Source organism: Bacillus siamensis (assembly GCF_051628075.1).
GTDB classification, from domain to species: Bacteria; Bacillota; Bacilli; order Bacillales; family Bacillaceae; genus Bacillus; species Bacillus siamensis.
Map to the genome: position 1 here is coordinate 2,240,774 of NZ_CP155579.1, position 16,758 is coordinate 2,257,531.

Consider the following 16,758-nt stretch of genomic DNA (forward strand, 5'->3'; position numbering starts at 1 on the left):
ACATTATCCTTTCGGTTTAAAAATAACGGCTACAAGAAATGCGAATAAAATCGCTGAAGATATACCGGCGGAGGTCAGTTCAAAAATCCCCATGCCGATCCCGATAAATCCATGCTCGTGAGCCTGATGCATGGCGCCGTGCAATAAGCTGTGCCCGAAGCTGACGATGGGAACCGTCGCGCCCGCGCCTGCGAATTCGATAAATTTATCATAAATTCCGAACCCGTCTAATAAGGTGCCGATGACGACAAAGGTTGTCATCACATGGGCGGGTGTCAGTTTAAAAATGTCCAGCAGCAGCTGACCGATAATGCATATGATTCCTCCGCAAACAAAAGCCATCAGATATTCCATTTATGATGCACCTCCCGCTCGCTCAAATACCACACCGTGGGCGATGGTCGGAATGGTTTCCTTCTGCTGAATCATTGTCGGACTTAAAAGCGCTCCTGTCGCGACAACGAGAACCCTGTTAAGAGAGCCCGATTTCAGTTGATTAAAGATATGTGTGTACGTAACGAGCGCGGAGCAGGCGCAGCCGCTTCCGCCCGCAAACACCTGCTGATCCGGCGTATAGATGAGAAGACCGCAGTCATCGTGTTTCGTTCCCGCGGGATAGCCTTCTTCCTTAAGCAAATCTTTTAAGATCGGCGAGCCTACGCCTGAAAGGTCTCCCGTTAAAATCAGATCGTAATCATCCGCCGTGCGGTTCAAATCCTTCAGGTGCTGTTTGATTGTATCGGCCGCAGCGGGCGCCATGGCTGAGCCCATATCAAACGGGTCTGTAATTCCGAGGTCGCTTACTTTTCCTACTGTCGCGCTTGTAATCCGGATATCAGAAGGGTTTTGGCTGATGATGACCGCCCCGCCCCCCGTGACCGTTGACGTGGCGGTATCCGGTTTTTGCCCGCCATACTCCGTCGGATTACGGAATTGTCTTTCAGCCGTCGCATTATGGCTGCTCGTCGCTGCAATCGCCCGGTTCGCAAAACCGCCGTCAATAAGCGCGGATGCGACGGCGACCGTTTCCATTGACGTCGAGCAGGCGCCGAACAGGCAGAGGAACGGAATTTTCAGATGTCTTGCGACGTAATTGGCCGTCACGTTTTGATTTAAAAGATCGCCAGCGAGTAACAAATCGATGTCACTCTTTTTCAAATTCTGTTTTTGCAAAGCGGAGTTGATGGCATCTTCCATTAATTGACGTTCCGCCATTTCCCAGTTTTTCTGATTGCAATGCATTTCATCGTATGTTTTATCAAACAGCGAGCCGAGCGGGCCGTCTTTTTCTTTCGGTCCGGCTGCCGTTCCCGCCGCATTTATAAATAACGGGTTTTCAAACACCCAGGTTTGCTTTCCGGTCAATTTCATTTTTTCTCCTCCTATGAAAACAGTTTTTCACAAGCAAACCGTATCAGCCCTACGATATAGGCCGCCACGACGCCGAATACAATGACGTTTCCCGCCAGTTTAAACATGTTTGTCGCTACACCGAGCACAAGCCCTTCACTTCTATGTTCCAGAGCCGCGCTTGTCATACTGTTTGCAAATCCCGTCACCGGCACGGCTGAACCCGCTCCGGCAAACTGACCGAGCCTGTCATAAATGCCGAATCCGGTCAAGAGGGCTGAAATTAAAATAAGAGTGGCGGACGTCGGGTTTCCCGCTGTTTTTTCATTAAAATTAAAAAAGTGGATGTAAAAGTCTTGAAGAGCCTGCCCGATCAGACAAATCAAACCGCCGATCAGAAAGGCTTTGACACAATTCCAGACGTATGGCGGTTTCGGCTGATAGTCTTTCACTTTTGTTTTGTAATTTTCTTTTAAGTTTGTCACGTCTGTTCCTCCTTATGAATGATGGATAAAATACAGCCAATGAAATAATGAGCCGGCTATTTTGCCGAACACGATGGCCATCAGCAAAATGATGATTTTGCTCCCGAAACCGATCCGTTTGGCAAGAATGGGAAGCACGTTCAGCACTTCTGTAAGCGCCGCGGCCAGCATGCCGACAAACATGCCGGCCAGAAGCCCGACCGGAACGGCAAGCCATTCAGATAAAAAAAAATGATTCATATTTAAGGTTTCCCAGCCGCCGAACACCGCCCCGGAAATAACAGCCCCTTCGTAGGCCTGTACAAAGCGCATGGTTTTTGTCAGCTGCATAAGGCGGGGGATGATTCCCATAACGGTTAAAAAAGCCACAAAGCCCGCTCCCACGGTCAGCCCTCCGCCAAGCCCGACAAACATAACGAAAAGAATGCTAACGATCATGCAGATCTTTCATCGTCTCTTCGTTTTCGTGTATTGCGACATAATGATCGAGATCAAGCTGATAATTAAACATCTCGACCTCCAGCGGGCTTGGCTCTTCATTCAGGCGTTTTTTAAAGATGTGATTAAAAAAGACGATCATCCCGAGACCGAGGCCGATGCTGTACGGAATCTGAAGCAGGTACGGATACTCATTCCGCCTGCCCGTTATGATTTCATATAAGGCGATATGAACTTCTCTCATGCTGACATCTTCATGAAAATTCATAATGGCGAGACATGAACCGATAAAAAGCAGCAGCCAGACACCGACGAACAAAACGGCTGACAGCTGCTTTTTCTGGTAATGGATTTCCACTATCGTCTCAGCGCCGCCGACGGTCTGCACATCAAGAGCGGGAAAAGCGGTATGAATGGCCTTCAGCACTTTTATGATGTCCAGCACGACGATATTTTTGTCTTTTTTCGTGATCTGATACAGCGGCAGTGCCGACAGTTTTTTTTTCAGCTTTTGCTGTCCTGCGATCTGGGCGGCGTCACCGACTGTGATGATATCTCCGGTATGAGCCTTCACGCGGTGGCGAAGTCTGAGAAATATTCGTCTTTCCATCTTGCATCACCATCTTTCGGGTGGTTATATATGTAGTATGTGGTTCACTTTTGTTCTCATTCATCAGCGGCAAAAGACCATAAATTACCATTCAGGTGCAAATAAAAAAAGCCGGCCTGTAAAAGGTCAGCTTTCCGTATGATCCATCTGCACTTTAATCTGCTTCAATATTTTTTTCTCCAGCCTCGATACCTGGACTTGTGAAATCCCGAGCCGTTCGGCTACTTCCGACTGCGTCTGATCCTTGTAATACCTCAGATAGACAATGAGCTTTTCCCGTTCTTCCAAATCACTGATCGCTTCCTTGAGAGCGATTTTGTCAAACCATTTCTCTTCTGAATGATCGGCGATCTGATCGAGCAGGGTGATCGGGTCTCCGTCATTTTCATACACCGTTTCATGAATGGACGAAGGCGCCCGCACCGCTTCCTGCGCAAGCACCACGTCCTCCGCCTCAATCTCCAGGTGGTCAGCGATTTCCTGGACGGTCGGCACTCTTCCGTATGTTTTTGACAGTTCATCTTTCGCCCGGCGGATTTTATTGCCGAGCTCTTTTAAAGATCTTGATACTTTGACGGTTCCGTCATCCCGGATGAAGCGCTGGATTTCTCCGATAATCATCGGCACGGCATAAGTTGAAAAACGGACATCATAGGACAAATCGAATTTATCAACGGATTTTAACAATCCGATACAGCCGATCTGAAACAGATCGTCCGGCTCATAGCCCCTGTTTAAGAACCTTTGCACGACGGACCATACAAGACGCATGTTTTTTTCTATGAGGAGGTCTCTTGCCTGCTGGTCGCCCTCTTGGCTCTTTTTGATCAATTCTTTGACTTCATGGTCCTTGAGCTGCGCGTTTTTGCTGTTTTTCTTAACCTCCACATCCATAACAAATCTCCTTAATTACAAAGCGCTTTGCTTTTTGATAGGTGTTTTGTTAAGCGTATCGTCGTCCCCATCTCCGGCGAGGAATCAATCGAGACATCATCCATGAAGTTTTCCATAATGGTAAAGCCCATTCCGGAGCGCTCAAGCTCGGGTTTTGTCGTAAAGAGCGGCTGGCGCGCTTCCTCAAGATCCGTGATCCCGAGGCCTTCGTCACGTATGGTCAGATAAACGACATGATCCTTTAAGGTAACGGAGATGTACACCTTTCCGTCGCAGTTTTCTTCATAGCCGTGGATGATTGCGTTTGTTACCGCTTCTGATACGACGGTTTTGATTTCTGTCAGCTCGTCCATCGTCGGATCGAGCTGCGCGATAAAAGAAGCAACCGTTACACGCGCAAACGATTCATTCTGACTGAGGGCTGAAAATTCAAGATGCATCTCGTTTTTCATGATGCCACCCCCAGTGTTAAAAGCGCTTTTTGTTCTGATTGTTCGAACCTGATGATTTTAAACAGGCCCGACATGTCAAACAGACGTCTCACCGCAGGCGAAATCGCGCACACGACCATTTCTCCGCCGAGCTGTTTAATTTGTTTATAACGTCCTAAAATCACGCCGAGGCCGGAGCTGTCCATGAAGGAAAGATCTTCAAGGTTCAGCACGATGTGACGGATGCCGTCAGCCTCCAGCGATTCAGCAACCTTTTGTTTTAATGATTCTGCCGTATGGTGATCGAGTTCACCAGTTAATCGAATACAAAGCACGGATTCTTTGACATGCAAGTCAATTCCAAGGCTCATGCTCATTCCTCCTTGATATGATCGGATAATGAGTGTTTCGATTTTCGGGAATGCAATTCCTTCACCATGACAAAACTAGTGCCCGTTCGCCACGATTATTTAAATTTTGTCCAATCTCCCATCGTCCGCTTCAGAAAAGTGAGAAAACCCGCTTTTTCCATGTCGTCTTTTGCCGTGACCGGGCTTTCAACGAGCACTTTTCCGTCTTTTTTCAGCACGAGGCTGCCGAGCACCTCCCCTTTTTTAACCGGGGCTGTTATATTGCTGTTGATTTTCACTTCTTTTTTTACTTTGTCCATGTTCTCTCCTTTTTTCGCTAGGAGGGAAATCGGTTCAGATGTGGTCAGCTTGATCAGTTTCTGTTTTCCTTTTTTCACTTTTACCGTTCCGATGATTTGATTCCGTTTATACAGCGGGTGTGTTTTGAACTGGCTGAAGGCATAATCAAGCATTTTTGTCACTTGGGCATTTCTTTCTTTCGGAGTGCTGGCTCCGAAAACGACTGCGATGACCCTCATATTTCCTTTTTTAGCGGTGGCGGTTAAACAATACTTTGCTTCGCCTGTAAAACCCGTTTTCACGCCGTCAACACCCGGATAAAATTTGATCAGCCGGTTTGTATTGACGAGCCAGAACTTTTTGTCTGTGTTTTCTCTTAAATAATCTTCATACGTTCCCGTAAATTGAGTGATTTTATCATACTTCAATAATTCCTTCGCCATTTTCGCCATGTCATAAGCAGAGCTGTAGTGGCCTTTTTCAGGCAATCCCGTCGGGTTTTTGAAGGAGGTATCTTTCAATCCCAATTCTTTTGCTTTTTTGTTCATCTGATTGACGAAATCCTCTTCCGAACCGGCGATATACTCTGCCATCGCGACGGATGCGTCATTTCCGGAAGCTATCGCAATTCCTTTGAGCATTTCTTTTACCGTCATTTCCTCACCGGGTTCGAGGAAAATCTGCGATCCGCCCATGGATGCGGCATGCTCACTGGTCCTGACTTTATCGCTCATCTTAATGTTTCCTTTGTCAAGCGCTTCCATAATTAAAAGCATGGTCATGATTTTTGTCATGCTTGCCGGCGCCAGACGCTCCCGGCTGTTCTTGTTGTAAAGAATGTTTCCCGTATCGCGTTCAATCAGCACGGCGCTTTTGGCTTCATGAGCGAGCTCCGATGTATGTTTTCCGTCCGGCTTTGCAAAAGCGGACGGTGCTGATGCGGTTATTAAAATGCCAATCAACAAAGTGGATATAAGACGTTTCATCTCCAAAGCCCTCCATTTCATAATCCTTTTTATTTTTTCCAAGCCCGGTGGTTTTATACGCCTCATATGGAAAATGTTTCGTTTTGAGGACATAAAAAAACAGCTGCTTCCGAAGAAACAGCTGATCTATGCTGATTTAGTTTTGAGATCGTGCGACTACGGCTTTTACAAGCTTTAAAAAGCCGCCTTTTACTTTTTCCGTCATTTCCATTACTTCATCATGGGATAACGGCTGGTCAAGAATGCCGGCTGCCGCGTTGGAAATGCAAGAGATGCCGAGCACGCGCATTCCCGCGTGGTTGGCGACGATGACTTCCGGCACGGTCGACATTCCGACAGCGTCAGACCCCATCGTTCTTAAAAACCGGACTTCAGCCGGCGTTTCGTAAGATGGCCCCGTAACAGCCGTGTACACACCTTTTTGAACAGGGATGCCAAGCTCAGCCGCCGTTTTTTCAGCCAAGCCTGAAAACTCTTTGTCATAGGCTTCTGACATGTCCGGGAATCTGGCTCCGAATTCCGCTTCGTTCGGACCGATTAGCGGGTTGGTGCCCGTAAAGTTGATATGGTCGGTAATAATCATCAGATCACCGGCGCGGAAGTCAGTGTTGATACCGCCCGCTGCGTTCGTCACGATGAGAGATTCAACGCCGAGCGCCTTCATCACGCGGACCGGGAACGTTACCTGATCCATTGAGTAGCCTTCATAATAATGAAAGCGGCCCTGCATCGCGATGACCTGCACACCTTCAAGCGTTCCCATCACAAGCTGGCCGGCATGGCCTTCTACCGTTGAGACCGGAAAATCAGGGATCGTTTCATATGTAAGCTTGACGGCTCCTTCAATTTCATCGGCCAATACGCCGAGCCCTGAACCTAAAATCAGACCGATCTTCGGTGTTTCTTTCACGTGTTCTTTAATAAATGCAGCAGCACGTTCGATCTTTTGTTTCAAAAAAAGTCCCCCTACTGTAATCTTGATAAAAAGCTTTTTCCGTATTCCGGCTTTTCCGTTTTGAAATTGTCCGCAATGGTTGCGCCGATATCGGCAAATGTATCCGCAAGCGGCAGCTGTTCGGTGTGTTTATGCTTTTTGCTGTAGACAAGAAGCGGCACATACTCCCGCGTGTGATCCGTCCCGTGATGGACAGGATCATTGCCGTGATCCGCCGTGATGATGAGCAGATCGTCCTCTTTCATTTTTTCAAACACTTCCGGAAGCCTTGCGTCGAATTCCTCAAGCGCTTTTCCGTACCCTTCCGGATCACGGCGGTGTCCGTACAGCGCATCAAAATCAACGAGGTTGGCAAAGCTCAGGCCCGTAAAATCTTCACCGAGCGTTTCAATCACTTTGTCCATGCCGTCCATGTTAGATACCGTGCGGCGGGAAGATGTGATGCCTTCTCCGTCGTAAATATCAGAAATTTTACCGATGGAAATGACGTCTAATCCGCTGTCTTTCATTCCGTTCATTACCGTGCGGCCGAACGGTTTGAGCGCATAATCATGGCGGTTCGGCGTGCGTTTGAAGCTGCCCGGTTCTCCGATGAACGGTCTTGCGATAATCCGGCCGACCATGTACTTCGGATCAAGCGTCAGTTCTCTGGCTGTTTCACAGATGCTGTACAGCTCGTCAAGCGGAACGACATCTTCGTGAGCCGCAATCTGCAAAACGGAATCTGCTGATGTATAAACGATCAGCGCACCCGTTTTCATATGTTCTTTTCCGAGCTCGTCCAGAATCGCCGTCCCTGAAGCCGGCTTATTCCCGATGATTTTGCGTCCGGAACGCTTTTCAAGCTCCTGAAGAAGCTCATCCGGAAATCCTTCCGGGAACACTTTAAACGGTTTTTCAATGTAGAGGCCCATAATCTCCCAGTGCCCCGTCATCGTATCTTTTCCGTTTGACGCCTCCTGCATTTTACCGTAGTACGCCAGAGGCTGCTCCGTTTTTTCCACACCCTTAATATCCCCGATCAGTCCGAGACCGAGCTGTGCCATATGGGGCATATGTAAACCGTTCATGTGCTCTGCGATATGTCCGAGCGTATTTGCGCCTATATCATTAAAATCGGCGGCGTCCGGCGCTTCGCCGATTCCGACCGAATCCATTACGATCAAAAACACACGTTTATATTTGTATTCAGACATCATAAAAGCCTCCTTTTCTTCCATCTGTCCATTTTAGCTTACAGAGGTCAGACAACTCAAGTATAAACCGTTTACATTCTTGTTGACAATGCCTATTCAAATAATAAGAACCTTCTCTGTATTCCGCCAATCGGACAGAAAAAAGCCGCGGCACCTTTGCCAGCGGCTCCTAGGCGCGCGGATGATACTGCTTGTACACGTCCTTCAGCCTTGTTTTCGTCACATGCGTGTAAATTTGCGTCGTGGAAATATCGGCATGTCCGAGCATCTCCTGTACGGCGCGCAGGTCCGCCCCGTTTTCAAGCAGGTGCGTTGCAAAAGAGTGCCGGAGCGTGTGCGGTGTCAGTTCTTTTTTAATGCCTGCCTCAAGGGCGATTTTCTTCAGGTTTTTCCAAAATCCCTGACGGCTGATCTGCCTGCCGTGATGATTCAGAAAAAGCGCTTCGGTCACATTTTTCTTTAATAATTTCCCTCTGGCTTTTTCGATGTATGCTTCGATCGCATGGGAGGCGGCTTCACCGATCGGCACAATCCGCTCTTTCCGGCCTTTTCCGAAGCAGCGGACAAATCCCATCGTCAAATGAACGTCAGATAATTTCAGCTCAATCATCTCGCTGACCCTGATGCCGGTTGCATACAGCAATTCGAGCATGGCTTTATCCCTGAGACCGAACGGGCTGTCAAGCTTAGGCGTGTCCAATAACCGCTCTACTTCGTTCAGCGCAAGCACTTTTGGGAGGGCCCGCTCTGTTTTTTGTGTTTCAATATGTACCGAAGGATCTTTATCCGCGGCTTTCTCCCTTAACAGAAATTGATGAAAAGACCGGATTGACGCCAAATGCCTGGCAGACGTCTTCCCTGATTTCCCCGAATCCTTCAAATGCTTTAAATATTGAATAATATGAAGACGGGTCACATCATTCCATGAAGTGATCTGAAGGGTTTCAGTTAAGAAGAGAGAATAACTTTTCAGATCACGCTCATAAGACATCATCGTATTTTGGGACAGCCCTCTTTCAACCCTCACATAATGGATGAAATCCTTAATTTGATCCTTCACTCTTGATCTACTCCCCGTTTTGGTAAAAAAAGATCAACCGGCCGAACCAGCCGTCCTTCTCCTCATGTTCCGTTTTGGCCACTTTGACGGCGGAGCCTTCCGGTTTATCGTACCGATGATAGTTTTCATACTCTGAATTCACCCATATCATAGCATAATAGAACAGCGCGGTAAAACCTGTGAACAGAATAAACACTTTGATCGTATCCGCTGCTGTTTTTAGGAATCTGCCCATCTTTCGATCGATCCTTTCTTTGGCGGCTGTTAGTACACCTTATGCCAATTTCAAAGGCTTTTATACATAAAAACAGCAAAAAACCCTTTCCTGGCAGAAAAGGTTCATAGGCTTTTATTCTGTTTCATTCCCGCCGCAGCGGTGGCAGATTCCGTGAAAAGTCAATCTATGATCTTTAATTTTAAATTTCCAATCACGTTCAATCACTTCTTCAACGTCTTCAAGCAGATCTTCTTCAATTTCATCGACGGCTCCGCACTCCATGCACACCAGATGATGATGGAAGTGGGCCGCGCCCTCTTTGCGAAGGTCGTAGCGGGATACGCCGTCCCCGAAGTTAATTTTATCAACGACTTTTAATTCTGTTAATAATTCTAATGTACGATATACTGTAGCGAGACCAATTTCAGGAGATTTCTCTTTTACGAGGAGGTATACATCTTCTGCGCTTAAATGGTCTTCTTCATTTTCAAGCAGCACTCTTACCGTTGCTTCACGCTGTGGCGTAAGCTTGTAGCTTGACGAGTGCAGTTGCTTTTTAATTCGATCAATACGGTTTTCCATGTCTTTCCCTCCTACGCCGCATTCCATGACTCATTATAACAAAATACGCGCAGAGTTCCAACTATAATTATTATAAACTGATAAATAAAAGTATTATTTTGTGATAATCATTCTAAAAGATCCGTGATGAAAGCTTTTCCATAAACAGCGGAGACACATATGCTTCCAGCAGTGAAGCGATGACCGAGAAGAAAATGATGAGAATCAGCACGAAGGCGTAGCGTCCGAACCATTGGATCGGCGTGTCGTGGAGGCTGCGTTTGACAAACAGCTGCCGGATCAGTTTCAGCGAAAAAGCGATAGAGCATGTCCCCATGATAAGGTATGCCGGAATGAGAACAATGTTTTGCGGCAGCACCGAGATGAAGGACAGGAAAAATCCGTTCATCCCCATTTGATTCACTAAAAATCCGACCGTAAAACCGACGACGATTCCTTTCAAAAACACCATGATGAAAATCACCGGGAGACCGATTACGGAAATACCCAGAATCCACATCAGCCCCAAATATTTTACATCATGAAAGACGGCCTGCCAAAACATGTCTGAGGCGCCGGCATGTTTTCCGTCAGACAGCTGTCCGAAGAATTTGCTTAAATAGTAATACAAATCTTCTTTCTGCGTGATTGTCATGCTGTTGACAATGATCGCGCCGAAAATGACACCCATTAAAAACAAGACAAACACAAATATATAAAGTGACAGATGATCCTTCATATGGCGAAAAAACAGTTCTTTGTACGATTGTTTCCTCATACCGCTTTCCTCCCGCTAATCTATTGACTTGATTTAGTAGATTGTATGAAAGAAAAGAGAAAACATGACAGAGAAATCATAGAAAGGCTCCGAGATTCCGGCAAAAAAAAAGAATCCCCGCCATCACTCTTGTGACCATGGGGATTCCTTTTTTTATGCTTTATTCTCTCCAGCCTGTCTTTTTTAGTTTTTGTCACTCTTTCATGCGTGCTGAAAGACGGGGCCATCCCCCTTGATAAGACTGCGTCACGCATCCCGTTTCTTCTGAGATGCTCCCGCATTTTTTTCGCTTTGCTTTTCGCCATGTGCCGATCGCTCCTTTTTTGCCTTTTCTCTATCATAACAAAAAAATCCAGGTGTGTTCATGAATACGGCTCATGTTTCTTCCGGTAGGCGCGCATAGATGTTTTGGCAGATGAAAAACTCCCCATTGCGGCGTATCCGTAAAAGAATCCCATAAAGCTCCCCTCATACACGTGTTCGTGGTGACCGAAAACGATAGACACAATATTTCCGACAACAAGGGCAATCGTGGGGACGAATATGCCGGGAACCCTGCAGAACACTTTGATCAGCTGTGTGACGCATAAGACGACCGGCACGCCGATCACAGCATCCCAAATATTTGTATGGATCAGCGGAAAATAATCCACATTGACACCTCTTTATTCCGTCTTTTGCTATTTGTTAGCCTGCCAAAGAATTCCGCTTCCTATTCATGATAAAAAAAGCACCGGATACATATCCGGTGCTGTGAGCGTTATTTATTTTCCCGCCGCGGCCCGCTCTACAGCTGCCGATACGGCCTGATGCACGTCCGCGTCCAAAGGCTGTGGCACGAGATCACCGTGTTTCGTACAAGAAGCGATGGCTTCAGCGGCCGCCACAAGCATTCCATGGTCTATTTTCTTGCTTTTGGCGTTCAGCGCGCCGCGGAAAATACCCGGGAAGCCGAGAACATTATTGACTGAACGGCCGTCGGCTGCATAAGCGGCTCCGGCCTGCAGCGCCTCTTCCGGTTCAATCTCCGGCTTCGGATTAGATAAAGCCAGAATGACTTGTCCTTTTCTGACATCCTCTTTTTTAATGAGCCCCGGAACTCCTGTGGTGCTGATCACAATGTCACACGTGTCCATTAAATCTTTAATGCTTTCAAGCGGCTGACCTCCGTATTGAGCGAGGCGGTTCATTGCTTCTTCTGACTTGTCCGTTCCGCAGACCGCTTTGACTCCGTATGCCATAAACATGCGGCAGATGGCGACGCCCGCCGCGCCGAGACCGATCTGGCCGACTTTCGCTTCTTTTAAATCAAGACCTGCGCTTTTACAAGCGGAAATGGCGGCGGCGAGAGTGACGACCGCCGTGCCGTGCTGGTCGTCGTGCATAACCGGAATGTCCAATTCTTCCTTCAGGCGGTCTTCAATGTCAAAGCAGTGAGGCGAACCGATATCTTCAAGCAGAATTCCGCTGAATCCCGGAGAAATATGTTTTACCGTGCGGATGATTTCTTCCGGATCAGAAGTGTCGAGCAAAATCGGAATACCGCTGATGCCTGCCAGCTGGTCAAAAAGCGCTGCCTTCCCTTCCATTACGGGCATTCCGGCGACAGAGCCGATGTTGCCGAGACCGAGAATCGCCGTTCCGTCGGTGACAATGGCGACAGAATTGCTGATGGTCGTATAGATGGATGCTTTTTCAGGCTCGCTTTCGATCAGTCTGCACACATCGGCCACGCCCGGCGTATAAACACGGCCAAGCTCAGCCAGTGTCCGGATCGGCATTTTGCTTTTCATCTGAATTTTTCCGCCTTCATGAGCAGAGAGCACTTCATCTGAGACGGTATGAAGGCGGATGCCTTCACCGAGAGCTTCAATGGCTTGAATGATTTCCTGCAGCTGCTCATCATTTTCGGCCTGCACCGTAATGTTGCGCATGGTGTAGTTCGGGCCGACTTTAACGGTTTCAACTTCTCCGATATCTCCGCCCATCACTCCGATGGCCGTTGCCACTTTTCCCAGATTTCCGGGAACAGTCGGCGTTTCTATCATTAACGTCCGAATCATATGCTTTGTAATCATAAAATAACCCCCTAACCCAGTTTTTGAGATTGCAAGGATTTTTCTTTCGTGTACCAAATGAATTTACCCGTGTATCCGTACAATATGGCCAGTCCGATAGATACAAAACTGAGCCACATGAACGGCAGATAAGAAAACGTTGAGACGCCGAGAATGCCGGCCATATAGATGCCGTTGTCAGACCATGGCACCATCCCTGAAGTAAGCGTGCCGCCCACCTCGGCATTCCGGGATAAAATTCTTCTGTCAAGTTTCAGTTTATCATAACTGTTCTCCATAATTTTCGGCGTCAGTATCAATGACACATACATCGCACAGCCGAAAATGTTTGCTAAAAGGGCGACGATCAGCGTCGAAAGCGTTACATTTCCCGGTGTGGTCAGTTTTTTCTCAAAAGTTGAGACAATCACTTTTAATACGCCGAGCTTCTCGAGAATTCCTCCAAAACCGAGACCGAAAAGGATAACGACCAACGTATCCAGCATGCCGGTCATGCCTCCGCGGTTTAACAGGCCATTTAAAAATTCGACGTCCGTTTTAATGGAAAAACCATTGTAAGCAGTCGCGATGGCACTGGCAAAATTCATTCCCTGAAAAACAGAAGCCCAGATTGCGCCAAGCAAGGCACCGATGACAATGACGGGCATAGACGGCTTTTTCAAAATCAGAAGGACGACGACGACAACCGCCGGGAAGAGCATCCATATATGAATATCAAACGTTTTCTGCAATGCAGACTTTAAAAATTCCACTTTATCAAGATCAATATTTTTTCCGCCGTATATAAATCCCGTTACGGTAAAAAGAATGGCCGTAATGATATAGGACGGAATGGACAGATACATCATCGCTCTGACGTGTGACAGCACATCCACCTTAGAAAGCGTGGAGGCAAGCACCGTACTGTCAGACAGCGGTGAAAGCTTGTCCCCGAAGTAAGCGCCGGACAAAACGGCCCCCGCCACGATCGGAAGCGGTATGCCCATTCCCTCTCCGATGGCAATCATGGCGATTCCCGCCGTTCCCACGGTTCCCCAGGACGTCCCGGTCGCAACGGACATAACCGAACAAATAACCAATGTAGCAAGCAGGAACACATGAGGATTAATAAACTCTAAACCATAATAAATTAACGTCGGCACAACGCCGCCGGCAATCCATGTCCCGATAAGCGCACCGACCGAAACTAGAATCAGAACGGCTTCAAGACCGTTTGATATCCCGGTGACAATGGAGGACTGCAAGTCTTTATATGAATATCCCAGCCTGATTCCGAGAATAATAGCGATAAACCAGGATATAAAGAGAGCAAGCTGGATCGGCAGGTCTAAAAACACTGTGAATGACAAAACAAGCGCTAAAAACCCGAATAATAAGATAATAATTTCCAATAAATTTGGCAATCTGACCTCTTTCACAAAAAAATCCCCCTAGAAGAAAAAGCTAAAACGCTTTCATCAAATGATATAACAAATTACACTATACTTCCTCATCCCTTTGTATGGCAACCGCCTATTCACTGAAAAACGTGAAAAGGCGGCTGTTGTTGCTTCAAAATTTATTTTTCTAAAAGATCTTTTCCGGCAATCCCCGGTTTTGTCATTTCATACGGATTCAAAATGATATCCAATTCTTCTTCTGTCAGTACATCGTTTTGGAGACAGAGATCTCTTACAGATTGCCCCGTCATGATTGCTTCACGGGCAATTCGCGCAGCTGCCTCATATCCAAGGTGCGGGTTGACCGCTGTAATGACGCCGACGCTTTTTTCCACGTATTGCTTCAGGCGTTTTTCGTTGGCTTCAATCCCCGCCAGACAATGATCGGTAAATGAGCGGAAACCGTTGTTCATAATGCTGATGGATTGAAGCAGGTTAAATACGAGCACCGGCTCCATTACGTTAAGCTCCAGCTGGCCCGCTTCTGAAGCGAGGCAGATCGTATTGTCATTCCCAATGACCTGGAAGGCGATTTGGTTGATCAGCTCTGCCATTACAGGGTTGACTTTCCCCGGCATAATGGATGATCCCGGCTGACGGGCGGGCAGTGAAATTTCCGCAAGTCCCGCGCGCGGACCTGAGGCCATTAAGCGCAGATCGTTGGCGATTTTAGACATATTCATCATGCATACCTTCAACGCGGCTGAAACTTCCGTATAAGCATCAGTGTTTTGTGTGGCATCAACCAAATGGCCGGCGCCGACAAGAGGCAGTCCGCTGATGTCAGCCAGGTGCTTTACAACCTGTTCTATGTAGCGCGGATCAGCGTTAAGTCCCGTACCTACAGCCGTTGCTCCCATGTTTACTTCATACAGATGCTGGCGGGATTGTTTAATTCGCTTTATATCACGCTCAAGCACGCGGCTGTACGCTTCAAATTCCTGTCCGAGACGGATCGGCACAGCGTCCTGAAGGTGTGTGCGCCCCATTTTAATGACAGAATCAAATTGTTTCGCTTTATCTTTAAAGACACTCAGCATATGCGCCATTGTATCAAGGAGCTTATCCAGAAGTTTTAAGGTAGAAATATGAATCGCCGTCGGAAACACGTCGTTTGTCGATTGTGACATATTGACATGTGTGTTTGGGCTGAGATGAATGTATTCACCTTTTTTATGTCCCATGATTTCAAGCGCTCTGTTGCCGATTACTTCGTTGGCATTCATGTTCATGGACGTTCCGGCTCCCCCTTGGATCGGATCGACGATGAATTGGTCATGCCATTTACCTTCAAGAATCTCGTCTGCGGCCTGGACAATCGCGTTGCCGATTCCTTCATAGAGGCGCTTTACATCCATATTGGCAAGCGCCGCCGCTTTTTTGACGATGGCGAGCGCATTAATCATTTCTTCATGGATGCGGTAGCCGGTAATCGGAAAATTTTCTTTCGCGCGCAGCGTTTGGATTCCGTAATACACATCAGCTTCAATTTGTTTTTCTCCGAGGAAATCTTTTTCCTGACGATATTCTTTTTGCGCGTTTGTCATGCTAAAACCCTACTTTCTCTTTGATGGTGGTCTTTTTTACAGTACAACGTCGTCTGCGATCGGTGTCTCCATTATGTTTTTGACTTCGGCCAAATTGTGAGACTGGCCGAGCGCCCACATTAATTTCGGCACGATGGCTTCTGTGTTCATATTTCTTGAACGGATGATGAGATCTTGATTGACTCTCCGTCCGACTTCATAGACACTCATGTCTTCTCCTTCTTCAAGACATTGTGTCGTAATGACAACGACAATGCCGCTTTCAATCATTTCATTGACTTTGGCGAGAATGTCTCTTCCTTCAAACGGCACGCCGCCGCTGCCGTAGCTTTCAATGACGATTCCTTTGTACATCCCCTTTAACGCGTCAAACATTTCCGGTTTAAGCCCCGGATGGAGTTTGAGCAGGCACACGTCCGTGCAAAGTGAAGTGTTCACCGTAAAGGCGTCATCTTTTGGCATGTGCACGTGTTTGTTGTATTCAATTCCGTTTTCGGTAATAAACGCGATATACGGGTAGTTAATGCTCTCAAATGCGTCATAGCTTTTCGTTCTTAATTTAATGGCGCGGGTGCCTTGAATGACTCTGCCGTCAAATACAACGTATACGCCGCCCACCCCTTCACATGCGAAGCGGATCGCGTCTGTGATATTTTTTTTGGCATCGGTTTTTTGAAATGTAATCGGGATTTGCGAACCCGTAATGACGATCGGTTTATCGGCATGCTGAAGCATATAAGACAGCGCCGCTGATGTATAAGCCATTGTGTCTGTGCCGTGCGTGATGACGAACCCGTCGTACGCGTCATATTTTTCTTTGACAGCATCAGCTATTTGGACCCAGTATTCAGGCTGCATATTGGTGCTGTCGATGTTCATTAACGAATGGGTCTCCATCGTGTAATCGTTATCAAGTTTTGATACGTAGGTTAACAATTCGTCTGCTTTTACCCCGGGTGCAAGCCCGTTTTCTCCTTCGACTGAGGCGATTGTTCCTCCGGTTGTTAACAGCAATAATTTTTTCATACCCTGCACCTCTTCATCATTTCTCAAGATGTTTAAGCATTCGCTTTTCGCATACTT

The 16,758-nt window shown here is 47.2% G+C and carries 20 protein-coding genes and 1 pseudogene; all 21 read right to left on the reverse strand.

Annotation, left to right across the window (positions count from 1 at the left end):
- Window positions 1–3 precede the first annotated feature (3 nt).
- Entirely contained in the window at window positions 4–354 is a 351-nt protein-coding gene (gene spoVAE / locus ABDB98_RS10960) for a stage V sporulation protein AE (protein WP_047475693.1), read from the reverse strand.
- On the reverse strand, window positions 355–1,371 hold the full coding sequence (gene spoVAD, locus ABDB98_RS10965) for a stage V sporulation protein AD (protein WP_016939156.1): 1,017 nt from the start codon (window positions 1,369–1,371) through the stop codon (window positions 355–357).
- A gap of 11 nt (window positions 1,372–1,382) precedes the next feature.
- Window positions 1,383–1,835 (reverse strand): stage V sporulation protein AC, encoded by a 453-nt coding sequence (spoVAC, locus tag ABDB98_RS10970; protein WP_007612334.1) that lies wholly within the window; start codon window positions 1,833–1,835, stop codon window positions 1,383–1,385.
- Window positions 1,836–1,847: 12 nt separating this feature from the next.
- Window positions 1,848–2,273, reverse strand: coding sequence for a stage V sporulation protein AB (locus tag ABDB98_RS10975; RefSeq protein WP_007409413.1), 426 nt, complete (start codon window positions 2,271–2,273; stop codon window positions 1,848–1,850).
- A complete protein-coding gene (locus ABDB98_RS10980; protein WP_016939157.1) occupies window positions 2,263–2,883 on the reverse strand; it encodes a stage V sporulation protein AA in 621 nt (206 codons plus the stop codon). The genes ABDB98_RS10975 and ABDB98_RS10980 overlap by 11 nt, the downstream gene beginning before the upstream one ends.
- A 126-nt stretch (window positions 2,884–3,009) precedes the next feature.
- Window positions 3,010–3,777, reverse strand: a complete 768-nt coding sequence (sigF, locus tag ABDB98_RS10985) for an RNA polymerase sporulation sigma factor SigF (RefSeq protein ID WP_438420157.1) — start codon at window positions 3,775–3,777, stop codon at window positions 3,010–3,012.
- An 11-nt stretch (window positions 3,778–3,788) separates the two neighbouring features.
- A complete protein-coding gene (gene spoIIAB / locus ABDB98_RS10990) occupies window positions 3,789–4,229 on the reverse strand; it encodes an anti-sigma F factor (RefSeq protein WP_438420158.1) in 441 nt (146 codons plus the stop codon).
- Window positions 4,226–4,579 carry an anti-sigma F factor antagonist gene (gene spoIIAA, locus ABDB98_RS10995; protein ID WP_016939160.1) on the reverse strand — a complete coding sequence of 118 codons (354 nt, stop codon included), beginning with the start codon at window positions 4,577–4,579 and terminating at the stop codon, window positions 4,226–4,228. Before spoIIAA ends, spoIIAB begins: the two co-directional genes overlap by 4 nt.
- 95 nt (window positions 4,580–4,674) lie before the next feature.
- Complete coding sequence (locus ABDB98_RS11000; RefSeq protein ID WP_045925499.1) at window positions 4,675–5,844, reverse strand: D-alanyl-D-alanine carboxypeptidase family protein; 1,170 nt, start codon at window positions 5,842–5,844, stop codon at window positions 4,675–4,677.
- A gap of 136 nt (window positions 5,845–5,980) precedes the next feature.
- Entirely contained in the window at window positions 5,981–6,799 is an 819-nt protein-coding gene (locus ABDB98_RS11005) for a purine-nucleoside phosphorylase (RefSeq protein ID WP_438420159.1), read from the reverse strand.
- An 11-nt stretch (window positions 6,800–6,810) separates the two neighbouring features.
- Window positions 6,811–7,995 (reverse strand): phosphopentomutase, encoded by a 1,185-nt coding sequence (deoB, locus tag ABDB98_RS11010; RefSeq protein WP_438420160.1) that lies wholly within the window; start codon window positions 7,993–7,995, stop codon window positions 6,811–6,813.
- Between the two features lie 169 nt (window positions 7,996–8,164).
- Window positions 8,165–9,055 (reverse strand): site-specific tyrosine recombinase XerD, encoded by an 891-nt coding sequence (gene xerD, locus ABDB98_RS11015; RefSeq protein WP_045925501.1) that lies wholly within the window; start codon window positions 9,053–9,055, stop codon window positions 8,165–8,167.
- A gap of 7 nt (window positions 9,056–9,062) precedes the next feature.
- A complete protein-coding gene (locus tag ABDB98_RS11020; protein ID WP_003153331.1) occupies window positions 9,063–9,290 on the reverse strand; it encodes a YqzK family protein in 228 nt (75 codons plus the stop codon).
- A gap of 114 nt (window positions 9,291–9,404) precedes the next feature.
- Entirely contained in the window at window positions 9,405–9,854 is a 450-nt protein-coding gene (gene fur / locus ABDB98_RS11025; RefSeq protein WP_016939165.1) for a ferric iron uptake transcriptional regulator, read from the reverse strand.
- A gap of 112 nt (window positions 9,855–9,966) precedes the next feature.
- A complete protein-coding gene (gene spoIIM / locus ABDB98_RS11030; RefSeq protein WP_016939166.1) occupies window positions 9,967–10,611 on the reverse strand; it encodes a stage II sporulation protein M in 645 nt (214 codons plus the stop codon).
- 86 nt (window positions 10,612–10,697) lie between these two features.
- Window positions 10,698–10,916 (reverse strand): annotated as a pseudogene (locus ABDB98_RS11035) (hypothetical protein); the annotation flags it as partial.
- A 57-nt stretch (window positions 10,917–10,973) separates the two neighbouring features.
- Window positions 10,974–11,264: a hypothetical protein gene (locus tag ABDB98_RS11040; RefSeq protein ID WP_438420161.1), complete on the reverse strand. Its 291-nt coding sequence runs from the start codon at window positions 11,262–11,264 to the stop codon at window positions 10,974–10,976.
- A gap of 111 nt (window positions 11,265–11,375) precedes the next feature.
- Window positions 11,376–12,689 (reverse strand): NAD-dependent malic enzyme, encoded by a 1,314-nt coding sequence (locus ABDB98_RS11045; protein WP_060964854.1) that lies wholly within the window; start codon window positions 12,687–12,689, stop codon window positions 11,376–11,378.
- An 11-nt stretch (window positions 12,690–12,700) separates the two neighbouring features.
- Entirely contained in the window at window positions 12,701–14,107 is a 1,407-nt protein-coding gene (gene nhaC, locus ABDB98_RS11050) for a Na+/H+ antiporter NhaC (protein ID WP_438420162.1), read from the reverse strand.
- A 140-nt stretch (window positions 14,108–14,247) separates the two neighbouring features.
- Window positions 14,248–15,675: an aspartate ammonia-lyase gene (gene aspA, locus ABDB98_RS11055; protein WP_003153322.1), complete on the reverse strand. Its 1,428-nt coding sequence runs from the start codon at window positions 15,673–15,675 to the stop codon at window positions 14,248–14,250.
- Window positions 15,676–15,711: 36 nt separating this feature from the next.
- Complete coding sequence (locus tag ABDB98_RS11060) at window positions 15,712–16,701, reverse strand: type I asparaginase (protein WP_016939171.1); 990 nt, start codon at window positions 16,699–16,701, stop codon at window positions 15,712–15,714.
- Window positions 16,702–16,758: the final 57 nt, after the last annotated feature.